The 15,527-nt window shown below is 69.9% G+C and carries 17 protein-coding genes, 1 tRNA gene, 1 pseudogene and 1 riboswitch; of the genes and pseudogenes, 12 read left to right on the top strand and 7 right to left on the bottom strand.

The window, feature by feature from the left end; all coding sequences use genetic code 11:
* Nucleotides 1-234 precede the first annotated feature (234 nt).
* A complete protein-coding gene (locus ACFV0Q_RS24960; protein WP_385008583.1) occupies nt 235-987 on the top strand; it encodes an MBL fold metallo-hydrolase in 753 nt (250 codons plus the stop codon).
* An 86-nt stretch (nt 988-1,073) separates the two neighbouring features.
* Here the strand turns inward: ACFV0Q_RS24960 and ACFV0Q_RS24955 are convergent, their stop codons facing one another.
* Both ACFV0Q_RS24955 and ACFV0Q_RS24950 read right to left on the bottom strand, forming a co-directional pair.
* On the bottom strand, nt 1,074-2,345 hold the full coding sequence (locus ACFV0Q_RS24955; protein ID WP_385008582.1) for a PTS transporter subunit EIIC: 1,272 nt from the start codon (nt 2,343-2,345) through the stop codon (nt 1,074-1,076).
* A 287-nt stretch (nt 2,346-2,632) separates the two neighbouring features.
* A complete protein-coding gene (locus ACFV0Q_RS24950) occupies nt 2,633-3,934 on the bottom strand; it encodes a PTS transporter subunit EIIC (RefSeq protein WP_385008581.1) in 1,302 nt (433 codons plus the stop codon).
* A gap of 137 nt (nt 3,935-4,071) precedes the next feature.
* On the opposite strand from ACFV0Q_RS24950, the gene ACFV0Q_RS24945 reads away from it, so the two are divergent.
* The 4 genes from ACFV0Q_RS24945 (at nt 4,072) to rdgB (ending at nt 6,372) form a co-directional block, all read left to right on the top strand.
* On the top strand, nt 4,072-4,383 hold the full coding sequence (locus ACFV0Q_RS24945) for a glucose PTS transporter subunit EIIB (protein WP_385008580.1): 312 nt from the start codon (nt 4,072-4,074) through the stop codon (nt 4,381-4,383).
* A gap of 97 nt (nt 4,384-4,480) precedes the next feature.
* Nucleotides 4,481-5,215: a ribonuclease PH gene (gene rph, locus ACFV0Q_RS24940; protein ID WP_385008579.1), complete on the top strand. Its 735-nt coding sequence runs from the start codon at nt 4,481-4,483 to the stop codon at nt 5,213-5,215.
* A gap of 106 nt (nt 5,216-5,321) precedes the next feature.
* The gene (locus ACFV0Q_RS24935) at nt 5,322-5,708 is read left to right on the top strand and encodes a hypothetical protein (RefSeq protein ID WP_385008578.1); all 387 of its coding nucleotides are present in this window, start codon (nt 5,322-5,324) and stop codon (nt 5,706-5,708) included.
* 49 nt (nt 5,709-5,757) lie between these two features.
* Nucleotides 5,758-6,372, top strand: a complete 615-nt coding sequence (gene rdgB / locus ACFV0Q_RS24930) for an RdgB/HAM1 family non-canonical purine NTP pyrophosphatase (RefSeq protein ID WP_385008577.1) — start codon at nt 5,758-5,760, stop codon at nt 6,370-6,372.
* 59 nt (nt 6,373-6,431) lie between these two features.
* Here rdgB and ACFV0Q_RS24925 read toward each other — a convergent pair.
* The 4 genes from ACFV0Q_RS24925 to bcp form a co-directional block, all read right to left on the bottom strand.
* A tRNA-Leu gene (locus ACFV0Q_RS24925) sits at nt 6,432-6,516 on the bottom strand.
* 42 nt (nt 6,517-6,558) lie between these two features.
* Nucleotides 6,559-7,248, bottom strand: a complete 690-nt coding sequence (locus tag ACFV0Q_RS24920) for an HNH endonuclease (protein WP_385008576.1) — start codon at nt 7,246-7,248, stop codon at nt 6,559-6,561.
* Nucleotides 7,245-7,892 (bottom strand): HNH endonuclease, encoded by a 648-nt coding sequence (locus ACFV0Q_RS24915; protein ID WP_385008575.1) that lies wholly within the window; start codon nt 7,890-7,892, stop codon nt 7,245-7,247. The genes ACFV0Q_RS24920 and ACFV0Q_RS24915 overlap by 4 nt, the downstream gene beginning before the upstream one ends.
* Nucleotides 7,893-8,042: 150 nt before the next feature.
* Complete coding sequence (gene bcp, locus ACFV0Q_RS24910) at nt 8,043-8,510, bottom strand: thioredoxin-dependent thiol peroxidase (RefSeq protein ID WP_266577139.1); 468 nt, start codon at nt 8,508-8,510, stop codon at nt 8,043-8,045.
* A 117-nt stretch (nt 8,511-8,627) separates the two neighbouring features.
* Between bcp and ACFV0Q_RS24905 the strand changes: the two genes are divergently transcribed.
* From ACFV0Q_RS24905 to ACFV0Q_RS24895, 3 genes are all read left to right on the top strand, one after another.
* Nucleotides 8,628-8,945, top strand: a complete 318-nt coding sequence (locus tag ACFV0Q_RS24905) for a DUF3618 domain-containing protein (RefSeq protein ID WP_385008574.1) — start codon at nt 8,628-8,630, stop codon at nt 8,943-8,945.
* 46 nt (nt 8,946-8,991) lie between these two features.
* A complete protein-coding gene (locus tag ACFV0Q_RS24900) occupies nt 8,992-9,333 on the top strand; it encodes a co-chaperone GroES (protein WP_030239046.1) in 342 nt (113 codons plus the stop codon).
* A gap of 54 nt (nt 9,334-9,387) precedes the next feature.
* A riboswitch (guanidine-III (ykkC-III) riboswitch) is annotated at nt 9,388-9,462 on the top strand.
* A 33-nt stretch (nt 9,463-9,495) separates the two neighbouring features.
* Nucleotides 9,496-9,816: a multidrug efflux SMR transporter gene (locus ACFV0Q_RS24895; protein WP_266577141.1), complete on the top strand. Its 321-nt coding sequence runs from the start codon at nt 9,496-9,498 to the stop codon at nt 9,814-9,816.
* A 7-nt stretch (nt 9,817-9,823) separates the two neighbouring features.
* On the opposite strand, the gene ACFV0Q_RS24890 is transcribed toward ACFV0Q_RS24895, so the two are convergent.
* Entirely contained in the window at nt 9,824-12,322 is a 2,499-nt protein-coding gene (locus tag ACFV0Q_RS24890; RefSeq protein ID WP_385008573.1) for a transglycosylase domain-containing protein, read from the bottom strand.
* A 174-nt stretch (nt 12,323-12,496) separates the two neighbouring features.
* On the opposite strand from ACFV0Q_RS24890, the gene ACFV0Q_RS24885 reads away from it, so the two are divergent.
* The 4 genes and pseudogenes from ACFV0Q_RS24885 to ACFV0Q_RS24870 form a co-directional block, all read left to right on the top strand.
* Nucleotides 12,497-13,348, top strand: a complete 852-nt coding sequence (locus tag ACFV0Q_RS24885) for an ABC transporter permease (RefSeq protein WP_385008572.1) — start codon at nt 12,497-12,499, stop codon at nt 13,346-13,348.
* A 52-nt stretch (nt 13,349-13,400) separates the two neighbouring features.
* Nucleotides 13,401-14,270 carry an ABC transporter permease gene (locus tag ACFV0Q_RS24880; RefSeq protein WP_385008571.1) on the top strand — a complete coding sequence of 290 codons (870 nt, stop codon included), beginning with the start codon at nt 13,401-13,403 and terminating at the stop codon, nt 14,268-14,270.
* Between the two features lie 5 nt (nt 14,271-14,275).
* A complete protein-coding gene (locus ACFV0Q_RS24875) occupies nt 14,276-15,241 on the top strand; it encodes an ATP-binding cassette domain-containing protein (RefSeq protein WP_385008570.1) in 966 nt (321 codons plus the stop codon).
* An 81-nt stretch (nt 15,242-15,322) separates the two neighbouring features.
* Nucleotides 15,323-15,527: pseudogene (locus tag ACFV0Q_RS24870) on the top strand (hypothetical protein); the annotation flags it as partial.

The raw sequence follows: 15,527 nt of genomic DNA, 5'->3' as shown, positions 1-15,527 counted from the left end.
TCCATATACCGACCGTAGCCGCGCGGGCGCCCCCCGGCACGGCGGCCGCACCCCCGCCGCGCCGCCCGCCGCACGGCAACGTCCGTGCCCCCTGTCGCTCCCCTGGGTGACAGCACAGGTGATTCCCCCCACAACGGCCTGCCGCGGAGGAGCGACCGGAGGTTTCGCGCCTTACGCTCGACCCACGCACGGCCCGCATTCCGTCCACGGACCGTCCACGGAGGTTCACGCTCCATGAAGCTCACCGTCGTCGGCTGTTCGGGGTCGTTCCCGTCCGCGGATTCGGCATGTTCGAGCTATCTCGTCGAGGCCGACGGCTTCCGGCTGCTCCTCGACATGGGCAACGGCTCCCTCGGCGCGCTCCAGCGCTACTGCGGTCTCTACGACCTCGACGCGATCTTCCTGAGCCATCTGCACGCCGATCACTGCATCGACATGTGCGCCTACTTCGTCGCCCGCTTCTACCGGCACGAGGGCGGCCGCTGCGGCACCCTGCCCGTCTACGGTCCCGAGGGCACCGAGCAGCGCCTGACCACGGCCTACGAGGACGTCCCCGACGAGCGTTCGATGAGCGAGGTCTTCGAGTTCCGCACCCTGAAGTCCGCCACCTTCGAGATCGGCCCGTTCACGGTCCGCACCGAGAAGGTCTGCCACCCGGTGGAGTCGTACGGCATCCGCATCGAGCACGGCGGGCGCTCGCTGACGTACTCGGGTGACACGGGCACCTGCCCCGAGCTGGGGGTGCTGGCCGAGGGCGCCGACCTGTTCCTGTGCGAGGCGTCGTTCACGCACGGCAAGGAGGACGTCCCCGACCTCCACCTCAACGGCCGCGAGGCCGGCGAGTACGCGCGGGGCGGCCGTGTCGGCCGGCTCGTCCTGACGCACATCCCGCCGTGGACGGACGCCGAGCAGAACCTGGCCGACGCCCGCGCGGTCTACGACGGCCAGGTCGACCTCGCGTACGCGGGCGCCGTCTACGAGGTCTGAACGACTCCGCGCGCCCCGCGCGACGAAGGAGCCCCCGCCCTCCCTTCCGGGAGAGCGGGGGCTCCTTCGCGCGTGGGGCGGGAGGCCTACTTGGCCTCGGCCTTCGCCAGCTCGGCGAGCTCCTCGTCGGACTCGCGGCCCGGCGTCGGCAGGTTCCACTTGGTGATCGCGAAGCGGAAGACGACGTAGTAGACCACCGCGAAGCAGAGGCCGACGCCGGCCAGGCCCCACGGGTTGTCCGCGATGCCGAGGTTCAGCAGGAAGTCGACCGCGCCGGCGGAGAAGCCGAAGCCGTCCTTCATACCGAGGGCCCAGGTCAGCGCCAGGGAGACACCGGTGAGGACCGCGTGGATCGCGTAGAGCACCGGGGCGATGAACATGAAGGTGAACTCGATGGGCTCGGTCACGCCGGTGACGAAGGCGGTGGCCGCGAGGGAGAACATCATGCCGCCGACGACCTTGCGGCGCTCGGGGCGGGCGCAGTGGACGATCGCGAGGCAGGCCGCCGGGAGGGCGAACATCATGATCGGGAAGAAGCCGGTCATGAACTGTCCGGCGCTCGGGTCACCGGCGAGGAAGCGGGCGATGTCGCCGTGGACGGCGCCGTTGGCGGTGTCGAACGAACCGGCCTGGAACCACGGGAAGGAGTTCAGCAGGTGGTGCATGCCGATCGGGATCAGCGCGCGGTTGGCGACACCGAAGATGCCCGCGCCGACGGAGCCGGAGCCGACGAGCCACTCACCGAAGTTGTGCAGACCGGTGCCGAGGACCGGCCAGATCAGACCGAAGACGATGCCGGTGACCAGACCCGCGAGGGCGGAGAGGATCGGCACCAGGCGGCGGCCGCCGAAGAAGCCCGCCCAGTCCGGCAGCTTGGTCCGGTAGAACTTCTGGTACAGCAGGGCGGTGATGATGCCCATCACGACGCCGCCGAGGACACCGGCGTTGACCGGGGCGTCGACCTCGACGATCTTGCCTGCGGCGACCTTGGCGACCTTCGGCAGGTTCGAGTCGGTGAAGGTGGCGAGCACCTTCTGGAAGACCAGGTAACCGGTGACGGCGGCCAGGGCCGTCGAGCCGTCCGACTTCTTGGCGAAGCCGATCGCGATGCCGACGGCGAACAGCAGCGCCATGTTGTCGAGGATCGCGCCACCACCGGCGGCCATGTAACCGGCGATCTTGAGGATGAACGTCGGGAAGACGTCCTTGTCGCCGAGCATGTCGTCCGCGCCCAGGCGGAGCAGCAGAGCGCCGGCCGGCAGCACGGCAACGGGGAGCATGAGGCTCCGGCCGATGCGCTGCATGACGGCCATCACGCCAGCGCCCTTCTTCTTTTCCGCAGCGGTCGCTGTGGACATGGGGTTCCTCCAGTGGACAAGGCGCTGCCTGGGGACAAGGAAAAAGGGGGTGGCGGCGTCTCGGAAAGGGGGACCTGGGGCCGGACAAGCCCTCATGGTCTACACCATCAAGTGGTGTAGACCAGTTGTAGCACGGTGAGGTCTACGTAAGGAACCCGTCATTTTCGTGGCGGGGAACACATCCACACATCAACGACAAAGGCCCCCGGACCCGAAGGGTCCGAAGGCCTTGGCGCCCAGGCTTAAGGCCTGAACCGCCGTGGTTTGTGCCGTTATTATCCCACGCGCTACGCCTTGGTGTTCTCCACCTGCATTGCGGCGATCTCCTCGTCCGACTCCCGCCCCGGCGTCGGGAGGTTGAACGTGGTGATCGCGAACCGGAAGACCACGTAGTAGACGAGCGCGAAGCACAGCCCGATCGGGATGATCAGCCACGGTTTGGTCGCCAGGTTCCAGTTGATGACGTAGTCGATCAGACCCGCCGAGAAGGTGAACCCGTCGTGCACGCCCAGCGCCCACGTCACCGCCATCGACACACCCGTCAGTACCGCGTGCACCGCGTACAGCGCCGGCGCCACGAACAGGAACGAGTACTCCAGCGGCTCGGTGATGCCCGTGACGAACGAGGTCAGGCCCACCGACAGCATCAGACCGCCGATCTCCTTGCGGCGCAGCGGCTTCGCGCAGTGCGTGATCGCCAGCGCCGCCGCCGGCAGCGCGAACATCATGATCGGGAAGAAGCCGGACAGGAACAGGCCCGCGTTCGGGTCGCCGTTCAGGAACATGTTGATGTCGCCGTGGACCGTCTTCCCTTCCGGCGTGGTGTACGAGCCGAACTGGAACCAGATGGGCACGTTCAGGAACTGGTGCAGGCCGATCACCAGCAGCGCGCGGTTCGCCACGCCGAAGATGCCCGCACCCCACGAGCCCAGCCCGCTCAGCCAGTCGGAGAAGCTCTCCAGCGCGTCGCCGACCGGCGGCCAGATCCACAGGCACACCGCGGCGAAGCCGATGGCGACGAACGACATGATGATCGGGACGAGCCGGCGCCCGTTGAAGAAGCCCAGCCAGTCGACCAGCTTCACCCGGTGGTAGCGCTGCCAGAACCAGGCCGCGAGCAGGCCCATGATGATGCCGCCGAACACCCCCGGGTTCTGGTACGTGAACCCCGCGAAGGTGTCGTTCCGCCCCAGGCACCCGCCGCCGATGTTCCGGGTGAGCGGGGGGCACGCGTCGGGGAAGGCGTGCAGCACGCCCCGGTAGACGAGGAAGCCCGCGACGGCCGCCAGCGCCGTCGATCCGTCCGCCTTCTTGGCCATGCCGATCGCGACGCCGATGCAGAACAGCAGCGGCAGGCCGAGGTCCGGGTCGAGCAGGGCCCCGCCCGCACCCGCCATCACCCTGGCCACCCTCGTCCAGTTCAGGCCGTCCGCGCCGAACACGTCCGGCTGCCCCAGCCGGTTCAGGATGCCCGCGGCGGGCAGGACGGCGATCGGCAGCTGGAGGCTGCGCCCCATCTTCTGCAGGCCCTGGAACAAGCCGTTCCACCACTGCTTCTGGGGCACTGCTGCAGCGCTGCTCGCGCTCATCGCGACCTCCCTGGACCGGCCCGTTTTGGCAGCCGCACCACTTGCGGCACACTGGTGTAGACCAGTTGCGGGCAGGCTGCTGCTGATGGTCATCATTCGGCAGATACCAGACTCGTGCTCGCGTAGATAGGCCAACCGTGAGCTACCGTGACGAAGCGGACGAAGCTGGTAGCGGCCGCCGAGACTCGTTCTTCGTAAAACTCAGGGAGAAACGCATGGCCACCAAGGCTGAGAAGATCGTCGCCGGGCTCGGCGGTATCGACAACATCGAAGAAGTCGAAGGCTGCATCACCCGCCTGCGCACCGAGGTCACCAACCCCGACCTCGTCGACGAGGTCGCCCTCAAGGCCGCCGGCGCACACGGCGTCGTCAAGATGGGCACCGCCATCCAGGTCGTCATCGGCACCGACGCCGACCCGATCGCCGGCGAGATCGAAGACATGATGTGAGCTGAGCCCACCGGCTCGACACGGCTTCACGAGGACCCCGTACCGGGCACGCCGGACGGGGTCTTCCCGTACCCGCGCACCGACTAGGCTCACAGCCATGTCTCGCATCGACGGCCGTACGCCCGAACAGCTCCGCCCGGTCACCATCGAACGCGGATGGAGCAAGCACGCAGAGGGCTCCGTCCTCGTCTCCTTCGGAGACACCAAGGTCTTCTGCACCGCCTCCTTCACCGAAGGCGTCCCGCGCTGGCGCAAGGGCAGCGGCGAAGGCTGGGTCACCTCCGAGTACTCGATGCTGCCCCGCTCCACCAACACCCGCGGCGACCGCGAATCCGTCCGCGGCAAGATCGGCGGCCGCACCCACGAGATCTCCCGCCTCATCGGCCGCTCGCTGCGCGCCGTCATCGACTACAAGGCGCTGGGCGAGAACACCATCGTCCTGGACTGCGACGTCCTCCAGGCCGACGGAGGCACCCGCACCGCCGCCATCACCGGCGCCTACGTCGCCCTCGCCGACGCCATCGCCTGGGGCCAGCAGAAGAAGCTGATCAAGGCCGGCCGCAAGCCGCTCACCGGCACCGTCGCCGCCGTCAGCGTCGGCATCGTCGACGGCGTCCCGCTCCTCGACCTCTGCTACGAGGAGGACGTGCGCGCCGAGACCGACATGAACGTCGTCTGCACCGGCGACGGCCGCTTCGTCGAGGTCCAGGGCACCGCCGAGGGCGAGCCCTTCGACCGCAAGGAGCTCAACGCGCTCCTCGACCTCGCCGCCGGCGGCTGCGCCGACCTGGAAGCGCTCCAGCTCGCCGCGCTGGAGCGGCAGATCCCGTAGCAACCGGCGCGGCAACCGCCGGACGCGGTCGCGCGTCTACGCCGGTACGGGCGCACGGTGTCACAGCCGTGCGCCCGTCCACGCATCCGAGCCCTGGGGGACCCGCATGAAGACGAAGCTCCGTATCGCCGGCATCGCACTGACGGCCGTGCTCACCGTCCCGGCCCTGGCCTCCTGCGACGCCATCTCCACGGCGATGGACTGCGCCAACACGGCGGTGGCCATAGCCAACAGCGTCGACCAGCTCCAGCAGGCCGTCTCCCAGGCCGGGAACAGCGTCCAGGACACCCAGAACGCGCTCACCCAGATCGAGACGAACCTGAAGCAGATCAAGGACTCGACGGGCAACGCCGACCTCTCCAAGGCCGTCGACTCCATGACCACCGCCGTGAAGAACGTCCGCACCTCGGTCGAGAACGGCGACGCCACCCCCGACGTCCAGCCCGTCGCGGACGCCGCCAAGGAGATCTCCAAGGTCTGCACCCCGGGCTGAGCGGGCCGGACCGGAACGGGGCGCTCGGCGCGGCGGAAATAATGGGGGCATGACTTCTACGCCCCGCCGCCTGATCCTGGCCACGCGCAACCCCGGCAAGGTCACCGAGCTGCACGCGATCCTGTCCGCCGCCGGCCTCCCGTTCGAGCTGGTCGGCGCCGACGCGTACCCGGAGATCCCGGACGTGAAGGAAACCGGCGTCACCTTCGCCGAGAACGCCCTCCTCAAGGCCCACGCCCTCGCGCAGGCCACCGGCCTCCCGGCCGTCGCCGACGACTCGGGGCTCTGCGTGGACGTCCTGAACGGCGCCCCCGGCATCTTCTCCGCCCGCTGGGCCGGCACCCACGGCGACGACAAGGCCAACCTCGACCTCCTGCTCGCCCAGCTCGGGGACATCGCCGACGAACACCGCGCCGCCCACTTCTTCTGCGCGGCCGCCCTCGCCCTCCCGGACGGCACCGAACGCGTCGTCGAGGGCCGCCTCCTGGGCACCCTGCGCCACACCCCGGCGGGCACCGGCGGCTTCGGCTACGACCCGATCCTCCAGCCCCTGGGCGAATCCCGCACCTGCGCGGAACTCACGGCAGCGGAAAAGAACGCCATCTCCCACCGCGGCCAGGCCTTCCGCGCCCTGATCCCGGTGGTCCGCGAACTGCTGGGCTGACCCCCGGCCGGAACGCCGAAGGCCCCGCACACGACTGCGTGCGGGGCCTTCGGACTGTGTGCGGTCGGGGGGACTCGAACCCCCACGGGTGTTACCCCACTGGGACCTAAACCCAGCGCGTATCGCCAATTTCGCCACGACCGCGACAGATTGCGTAATTCGGACATCTAGTCCGGCTTGCCGCGCCTAGTGTACGGCGGCCCCGCTTCGGTCGGCGACTGGCCTGCGCTGTCCTCCGCGACACCAGGTATTCGTCGTCGCATGGCAGTTGGGGCACAGTAGCCGGAGGTTCTCGCGCCGGTCATCGCTCCAATCGCCGTTGATGTGGTCGATCTCCAGCGTCATGGGGTGTCCGCGCCATTCGGGGGGCGTCCCGCACCGCTCGCACTCGTCGGGCACGCCGACTTCGCGGAGGGCGCGGCGCAGGAGTTTGGTCCCGGTGCGTCGTTGTCCGTCGTGGTGGACGAGCACCTCGGTGGCGGGCCGGGCGGCAACGGGCCCCGGCTTGCCGCGCTGGTGCGCCTGCCCGAGGAAGTGCGACGTGTCCAGCCCGGAGTCGAGGACCCACCTCTTGAGAGAGGCCCTCCACGCGAAGCTGTCGGGCCGGTCGAGACGCCGCAGGGTCTCCGACCATGATTGTGATGTGGCAACCGCGTTCCGCAGGGTGCTCCCGTCTGGCTTCTCGTGGCGCCTGTAGGGTCGCCGTTTGAAGTGGGAGACGTCGATGCCGTATGCGGAGAAGCGGCGCATGAGGTATTGCCCGAGCCGCTCGGGGTGCGGCGTTATGCCGTAGCGGGCGATGACCTCGTCGATGTCCTTGCATCGAGCCGCGGCCTCGGCCAGCAGTTCCCGCGTGTAGCGGGCGGTGGCGGTCACCGACGGCCCTTGGCGCGGCCTCGGTATGTATCCGTCGTGGAGTGACAGTTGGGGCAGAGGAACCGAAGGTTGTCTGCGCGGTTGTCTCGCCAGTCCCCGTTGATGTGGTCGACCTCCAGGGGCAGAGGCTCCCCCTGCCAGGTGGCTTCCAGGCCGCACATGGAGCAGCGCTCCTCATGTCCGATCTCCATCGGCGCGCGTCGCAGCCTGCGGTTGTGCACCCTGGTCGCGGTCGGGGAGGGGTTTTCGCGGAGGAGTTCCTCGGGTGAGCGCCGCCGCCGGTTTTCGCGCATTCGCTCCGTGCGTGGGGGAGGCGCGAAGTGCGAGGTGTCGATTGCGAACGCCTTCACCTTGCGGCTGATGTGGGTGTGGTGGCCGCCCACGACGTCGAGGCCGAGGCGTCGGAGCACGTCGCACATGGTGGTCGAGGCGGCGACCGCCTCGGCCAGGATCTCCCGTGTCCACTTCACCCTCTCCGGCTCGAAGTGCGAAACGTCGACTTCCAGCTTCCGCATGCGGTTGAGCAGGTAGTGGCGCGAGCCGCTCCTCGGATCCACCCCCAGCTTCTCCAGCGCCTCGGTCAGCGTGCGTGACGTGCATGCCGCCTCCGTGAGGCGGTCCTTCGTGTATGGGCTGGTCGGCATTTCGGTCCCCTCCGTGTCTCGGCCGCGCGTACGGCACTCGCATGGAGTAACGGACCGATAGTCGGACGGTTACGGTGGATTTCATCCGATAAGCGGAATCGCCCGCACCGATTTGTTCGGTACGGGCGATTTCGGAGGGAGGGGGTCGCGTCAGATCCCCAGGTCCTTGATGATCTTGGCTACGTGGCCCGTGGCCTTGACGTTGTAGAAGGCGTGTTCGACCTTGCCCTCCTCGTCGACGACCACCGTGGAGCGGATGACCCCGGTGACCGTCTTGCCGTAGAGCTTCTTCTCGCCGAAGGCGCCGTACGCAGTCAGGGTCTCCTTGTCGGGGTCGCCGACCAGGGTGACCTTCAGGTGCTCCTTCTCGCGGAACTTCGCGAGCTTCTCCGGCTTGTCCGGGGAGACGCCGATGACGTCGTAGCCCGCGTCGGCGAGGAGGGAGAGGTTGTCCGTGAAGTCGCAGGCCTGCTTCGTGCAGCCCGGCGTCAGGGCGGCCGGGTAGAAGTACACGATCACCTTGCGGCCCTTGTGGGCGGCCAGCGACACCTCGTTGCCGTCCGCGTCGGGCAGGGTGAAGGCGGGGGCGGTGTCGCCCGGCTGGAGTCGCTCGCTCATCGGTAGGTCTTCTCCTCGGGAGGGGAACGGTACGCCACGAGACTAAGCTGACAGACTGTTCATGGCGGACTACGCCCCATGCGACCACGAGTACGACACGACGACGGAGGCAGCGCGGTGCCGGAAGCCAGGACCCCCGCACAGATCGAGGCGGACATCGTCCGCCGCCGCGAGCAGCTCGCCGAGACGCTCGACGAGATCGGCGTGCGCATGCACCCGAAGACGATCATCGGGGACGCGAAGGCCAAGGCGGTCAGCGCTGTGGACCACACCGCCGGGCGCGCCTTCGTGGCCGTCAACCGGCTCGTCACGGACGTGAAGGGCGGCCTGTGCCGCGAGGACGGCGCTCCGCGCGCGGACCGGATCGTGCCCGTCGTGCTCCTCGCGGCGGGTGTGGTGGGCCTGCTCGTGGTCTCGGCGCGCCGCAAGCGGTGAGGACCCTCCGGGGTACGGGGCGCGCCGGGGCAGGTAGGTTCGTGGCGTGAGCGAGAACACCACCCACGACAAGCTGCCCATCCGCATGCTGCACGACCGCGTGCTCGTGAAGTCCGACCTGCCCGAGGGCGAGCGGCGCTCGGGCGGCGGCATCCTGATTCCGGCGACGGCCGCGGTGGGCAAGCGGCTCGCCTGGGCCGAGGTGGTCGCGGTCGGCCAGAACGTGCGCAGCGTGGAGCCGGGCGACCGGGTCCTGTACGACCCGGAGGACCGGGCGGAGGTCGAGGTGCGCGGGGCGACGTACGTGCTGATGCGCGAGCGGGACCTGCACGCCGTGGCCGCGGAGCGGCTGGAGGGGTCCAAGGACTCCACCGGGCTGTACCTCTGAGCCCCTGATCCACTTCTGAAGGGCCGGTGACCGGGGTCACCGGCCCTTTTCGGTGCCTTTTGCTACGGTGGTGGGGAACCCCCGACGAGACGCGCCGTACCGGGTTGCAGGACGCAAAGACGACGCACTTCCTTTCCGTTCTCGTCCCGGAGGTGCCTCGTCATGGCATGGGTTCTTCTCATCGTCGCCGGTCTCATCGAAGTCGGCTGGTCGATCGGCATGAAATTCACCGAGGGCTTCACCCGGCTCTGGCCGTCCGTCTTCACGGGCGCGGGCATCGTCGCGAGCATGGTGCTGCTGTCGTACGCGGCGAAGACCCTGCCCATCGGTACGGCGTACGGCGTCTGGGTGGGCATCGGTGCGGCCGGTGCGGCCGTGCTCGGGATGGCGGTGCTGGGAGAGCCCGTCACCGCCGCCCGGATCTTCTTCATCTGTCTGCTGCTGGTCGCCGTGGTGGGCCTGAAGGCGACCTCGGGTCACTGACCCTCACTCACTCCAGGAGGTCGGCCGCGGGGCGGCGGTTGCGGAAGGTGCCGCCGCCCTGGGTCTCGCCGCCGGTGGTCTCGCCGCCGGTGGTCTGTCCGCCCGTTGTCTGTCCGCCCGTTGTCTGGCCGCCCTGCGTTTGGCCGCCCTGGGTCTGGCCGCCTTGCGTTTGACCGCCTTGCGTTTGACCGCCTTGGGTCTGGCCCCCGTTGGTCTGGCCGCCTTGCGTCTGGCCGCCCTGGGTCTGGCCCCCGTTGGTCTGGCCGCCCTGGGTTTGGCCGCCTTGGGTCTGGCCCCCGTTCGTCTGGCCGCCCTGGGTCCGGCCGTCCTGGGTCTGTCCGCCCGTCGGCGGGGTGGGCTCGGCGGGCGGCCGGCTGTCTTCGGGCGGCTGCGGGGTGGTGGGCTGGACCGGCGGCGGGGGCTGGGCCGCGCCGGGCTGGAGCTCCAGGTCGAAGTCCACCGGGTCCGTGGCCTCCAGGGCCGCCTTCGTGTACGCGGCCCAGATCCGCGCCGGATAGCCGCCGCCCCCGATACGGGCCTCGCCGAGCGCCCCGTAGAGGGACTGCAGGGTGCCCGTGTCCGGGTCCTGGCCCATCATCGCGACGACCGTGACCAGGTCCGGGGTGTACGCCGCGAACCACGCCGAGCGGTCGACTTCGGCGGTGCCGGTCTTGCCCGCGGCCGGGTGGCCGGCCGCCAGGGCCGCCGTACCGGTGCCGTTGTCCACGACGCTGACCAGCATGGAGGTGGTCGTGTCGGCGGCTTCGCGGCTGATGGCCTGGTTCGGGGTGCGGTCGGGGAGGTGGAGGTTCTCGCCGTCCTTGGTGATCTTCTCCAGGAACGTGTACGGGGTGCGGCGGCCGTGGTCGGCGAGGGTCGCGTAGGCCTGGGTCATGTCCAGCACGCTGGCCTGCATGGTGCCCAGCGCGATGGCCGGACCCGCGTCGAAGTTCGGGGTGTCCTCCGGGATGCCGAGGGCGATGGCGGTCGTCTTGACCTTGGCCCCGCCCACGTCGACGGCCATCTGCGCGTACACGGTGTTGACGGAGAGGTCGGTGGCGGTGTTGACGGTGATCGGGCCGTACGACACCTGGCCCTCGTTCTCCGGGGCGAAGCGGATCCGGCCGCCGACGACCGGGCGCTTGTTGTCGCCGTTGTAGATGGTGTTCGGGGTGATCCGGCGGCCGTCCTGGGTGCGGGAGTCGTTCTCGACGGCCGACGCGAAGACGAACGGCTTGAAGGTGGAGGCCACCTGGTAGTCGTGCCGGGTCGCGTTGTTGACGTACTGCTTCGTGTAGTCGATGCCGCCGTAGAGGGCGATGACCTTGCCGGTGGCCGGGTCGATGGAGGCGCCGCCCGCGCGCACCACGCGGTCGGCGGGGCGCGCCGCCGGGTCGAGCTTGTCGGCCATTTCCTTCTGGACGGCGTTGACGAACTGGCCCTGGCGGCGCTTGTCGATGGTGGTGGTGATCCGGTAGCCGCCCTCGGCGAGGGTCTTGTCGTCGAGGATCTCGTGTTCGGTGATGTAGTCCTTGACGGCCTCGACGAGGTAGCCGCGCTGGCCGGACAGGCCGGCGGCCGGGCGGACCTTTCCGGGCTCGGGGAAGCGGGCCGCGGCGCGGTCGGTGGCGGTCATCCACTTCTTCTTCACCATGCCGTCGAGCACGTAGTTCCAGCGGGCGACGGCGCGGGCGCGGCTCTGCGGGTGCGAGACGACGTCGAAGGCGCTGGGGGAGTTGAGGAGGGTGGCGAGGTAGGCGCCCTCGGCGGTGGTGAGTTTGTTGACGTCCTTGCCGTAGTAGGCCTGCGAGGCGGCCTGGATGCCGTAGGCGTTGCGGCCGAAGTAACTGGTGTTCAGGTATCCCTCGAGGATGTAGTCCTTCGACTTCTCACGACCGAGTTTGATCGCGATGAAGAACTCCTTGGCCTTGCGCTTCACCGTCTGTTCCTGGCCCAGGTAGTAGTTCTTGACGTACTGCTGGGTGATGGTCGAACCGGACTGGGTGCCCTTGCCGGTCGCGGTGTTCCAGGCGGCGCGCAGCATCGCCTTGGGGTCCACCGCCCGTTCGGAGTAGAAGTCCCGGTCCTCCGCGGCCAGTACGGCTTCCTGGACGCCGCGGGGGATCTGTGACAGCGGGACGTTGACGCGGTTGACCTCGCCGTCACGGGCCAGCTGGGAACCGTCGGCGTAGAGGTAGACGTTGGACTGCGCGGTGGCGGCGGCGTTGGCGGGCGGGATGTCGACCAGCAGGTAGCCGGCCACCAGGGCGCCGCCGATCAGCAGGGCGAGCAGCAGCAGGCCGCCCAGGACCATGCGCCAGGTGGGCAAGAGGCGGCGCCAGCCGGTGCGTTGGCGGCCGCGCTTGCGCCGGGCGGCCGCCGCGGCTCCGGGGCCCGGGGGCGGGCCGGTCGTGCGTGCGGCGCCCTCGGGGCCGCCCGTGGTGGGTTGTTCGGGGGTGTCCGGGTCACGAGGGGGCCAGCCCTGGGGTGGTGACTGGTCGCTCATCTCCGGAACTCCTCGTGGCTGTGTGAAATATCCACATCCGTACCTCATGGTGTCTACCCGATGGCCGTTGATTCCGCTCCGGACGGGCATAAAACGGTCGCGTGGCTCGCCCCTCCGCACTAAGCTCGCGCGCTTTGGCCGACGTAGGAACGACGTGGGAAACGGAGGGATACGGTGCGTCAGAGAGCGGGTCTCGGCGAAGTGCGGTGCGAGGGCGGCAGACCGTGGCTCTACCCGGCCGTCGCGGCGGGCGGGTTCCGGCGCTACGCCGCCTACGGGACGGCGACGGCCGCGGGGGTGTTCACCAACACCGTGTTCGGCTTCATCGTCGCGTACACGTACATCGCGCTGTGGGACGAGCGTCCGGGGCTCGGCGGCTACGACCAGGCGCAGGCGCTCACCTTCGTCTGGGTCAGCCAGTCCCTGCTGGCGGCCGGTTCGCTGCTCGGGGGCGGCTTCCAGGAGGAGTTCCAGGAGCGCGTCCGTACGGGTGACATCGCCGTCGACCTCTACCGCCCGGCGGACCTCCAGCTGTGGTGGCTCTCGGCCGACCTGGGCCGGGCCGCCTTCCAGCTGCTGGGGCGCGGGGTGGCGCCGCTGGCGGCGGGGGCGCTCGCCTTCGGGCTGGCGCTGCCGTCGGATCCGGGGCGCTGGCTGCTGTTCCTGGTGTCGGTCGTCCTCGCCCTGACGGTCGGTTTCGCGGTGCGGTACCTGCTGGGGCTGGCGGCGTTCTGGCTGATGGACGGCAGCGGGATCAACATGATGGCCTCCCTCGTGACGATCTTCTTCTCGGGGATGCTGCTGCCGCTCACGGTGTTCCCGGGCGGCTTCGGCGAGCTGGTGCGGATGCTGCCCTGGGCGGCGATGCTCCAGGTCCCGCTGGACGTGCTGCTCGGTACGCACGCGGGGGCGGGCGGCGCCGCCCGGGCGCTGGGGTTCCAGGCCGCCTGGGCGCTCGTACTGCTGGGCGCGGGGCGGCTGGTGCAGTCGGCGGCGACGCGGAAGGTGGTGATCCAGGGTGGGTGAGGTGGGCGGGTCTGTTGCTGGTGGGTCTGCTGCGGGTGGTGGTTCCACCGGGGTGGTCGAGGCAGATGTGGCGTGGGTGGCCGGGGAGCCGTACGCGGCCCCTGCGCGCCGTGGGCGGGCCCGTGAGGGGCTGCGCGGCTACCGGCTGATCGTCGCGATGTGGATCCGGTCGACGATGACGTACCGGGCGTCCTTCCTCCTCGCGACCTTCGGGAACGCGGTGATCTCGCTGCTCGACTTCGTCGCGATCGCCGTCATGTTCTCCCACGTCGACGCCCTGGGCGGGTTCACCCTCCCCGAGATCGCCCTGCTCTACGGGTCCTGCTCGGCCTCCCTCGGCCTGGCCGACCTGTTCCTCGGCAACACCGACCGGATCGGGGCCCGGATCCGTGACGGCTCCCTCGACACCATGCTGGTGCGCCCCGTACCGGTCCTCGCGCAGGTCGCCGCCGACCGCTTCGCGCTGCGCCGGCTGGGGCGGATCACGCAGGGGCTGGCGGTGATGGCCTGGGGGATCGCCGCGCTGGAGGTGGACTGGACGGCCGTGAAGGTGCTGCTGGTGGCGGTGATGGTCGTCGCCGGGGCGGGGATCTTCGCCGCGGTGCTGGTGGCGGGGGCCGCGTTCCAGTTCCTCGCCGGGGACGCGGCGGAGGTGCAGAACTCCTTCACGTACGGGGGCTGCACCATGCTCCAGTACCCGCCGACGGTGTTCGGGCAGGACCTGCTGCGCGGGGTGGTCTTCGTCGTGCCGCTGGCCTTCGTCAACTGGCTGCCCGCGCAGTACGTGCTGGGGCGGCCCGTCCCGCTGGGGCTGCCGCAGTGGACCGCGTTCCTGAGTCCGCTGGTCGCCCTGGCACTGTTCCTGCCCGCGTCGCTGGCCTGGCGCGCGGGTCTGCGTTCCTACCGAAGTACGGGGAGCTAGCCGTGGTGGCCGTGCCGGATGCGCTGATCTCGTTGGACGGGGTCGAGAAGGTCTTCGACGTACGACGCCGCGTGGGCCTGGTGCGGCGGGAGAAACGACAGGTCAGGGCGGTGGACGGGATCAGCTTCGAGATCGCCCGGGGTGAGGTGGTCGGCTACATCGGGCCCAACGGCGCGGGGAAGTCCACCACCATCAAGATGCTGACCGGCATCCTCACGCCGAGCGGCGGCCGGCTGCGCGTCGCGGGCATCGACCCGGCGCGGGAGCGGATGCGGCTCGCGCACCGGATCGGGGTGGTGTTCGGGCAGCGCACCACCCTGTGGTGGGACCTGCCGCTGAAGGACTCGTACGGGCTGATGCGCCGGATGTACCGGATCCCGGCGGCGCGGTTCGCGGAGAACCTGGAGCGCTGCGTGGACCGGCTCGACCTCGCCGCGCTGCTCGACGTACCGGTACGGCAGCTGTCGCTGGGGCAGCGGATGCGCGGGGACATCGCGGCGGCGCTGCTGCACGATCCGGAGGTGCTGTACCTGGACGAGCCGACGATCGGGCTGGACGTGGTCAGCAAGGCGAAGGTACGGGGCTTCCTGCGGCAGCTGAACGAGGAGCTCGGGACGACGGTGCTGCTGACCACGCACGACCTCCAGGACATCGAGCAGCTGTGCGAGCGGGTGATGGTGATCGACCACGGGCGGCTGATGTACGACGGGGAGCTGGGCGGGCTGCACGCGATGGGGCAGGGCGAACGGACGCTGGTGGTCGACCTGGAGCGGGAGCTCGCGCCGGTCGAGGTGGCGGGGGCGCGGGTGGTGAGGGTGGAGGGGCCGCGGCAGTGGCTGGCGTTCCCGGCGGGGGAGTCGGCGGCGCCGCTGGTGGCGGAGGTGGCGTCGCGGTACCCGCTGCTGGACCTGTCGGTGCGGGAGCCGGACATCGAGGACGTGATCGCGCGGATGTACGCGGGGCGGGGGTGAGGGCCGCCCGGGCGTCGGCCGGGCGGAGGTGGGCCCGGTGGGGCATTCAACTGGGGGGCGTCTCTGCATAGGGTGACCCACATGAGTGACGAGCGGCCGGAGAAGCCGTTGCCGGAGGAGCCGTTGCCGCAGCAGGCATCGTCGGAGAAGCCCTCGCCGGAAAGGCCCTCGTTCGAGAAGGCGCCGGTCGAGAAGGCGCCGGTCGAGAAGGCGCCGGTCGAGAAGGCGCCGGTCGAGAAGGCGCCGGTCGAGAAGGCGCCGGTCGGGAAGGCGCCGCAGGAGCTGT

The organism is Streptomyces sp. NPDC059564, assembly GCF_042735575.1.
GTDB lineage: Bacteria > Actinomycetota > Actinomycetes > Streptomycetales > Streptomycetaceae > Streptomyces.
Note: the sequence above shows the minus strand (reverse complement) of the source record. Positions and strands in the feature narration are given on the sequence as shown.

Excerpts from the sequence above, each read along its gene's own strand:
- ACFV0Q_RS24960 (WP_385008583.1), top strand. The coding sequence starts at position 235 with ATGAAGCTCACCGTCGTCGGCTGTTCGGGGTCGTTCCCGTCCGCGGAT.
- ACFV0Q_RS24955 (WP_385008582.1), bottom strand. The coding sequence starts at position 2,345 with ATGTCCACAGCGACCGCTGCGGAAAAGAAGAAGGGCGCTGGCGTGATG.
- ACFV0Q_RS24950 (WP_385008581.1), bottom strand. The coding sequence starts at position 3,934 with ATGAGCGCGAGCAGCGCTGCAGCAGTGCCCCAGAAGCAGTGGTGGAAC.
- rph (WP_385008579.1), top strand. The coding sequence starts at position 4,481 with ATGTCTCGCATCGACGGCCGTACGCCCGAACAGCTCCGCCCGGTCACC.
- ACFV0Q_RS24935 (WP_385008578.1), top strand. The coding sequence starts at position 5,322 with ATGAAGACGAAGCTCCGTATCGCCGGCATCGCACTGACGGCCGTGCTC.
- rdgB (WP_385008577.1), top strand. The coding sequence starts at position 5,758 with ATGACTTCTACGCCCCGCCGCCTGATCCTGGCCACGCGCAACCCCGGC.
- ACFV0Q_RS24915 (WP_385008575.1), bottom strand. The coding sequence starts at position 7,892 with ATGCCGACCAGCCCATACACGAAGGACCGCCTCACGGAGGCGGCATGC.
- bcp (WP_266577139.1), bottom strand. The coding sequence starts at position 8,510 with ATGAGCGAGCGACTCCAGCCGGGCGACACCGCCCCCGCCTTCACCCTG.
- ACFV0Q_RS24895 (WP_266577141.1), top strand. The coding sequence starts at position 9,496 with ATGGCATGGGTTCTTCTCATCGTCGCCGGTCTCATCGAAGTCGGCTGG.
- ACFV0Q_RS24890 (WP_385008573.1), bottom strand. The coding sequence starts at position 12,322 with ATGAGCGACCAGTCACCACCCCAGGGCTGGCCCCCTCGTGACCCGGAC.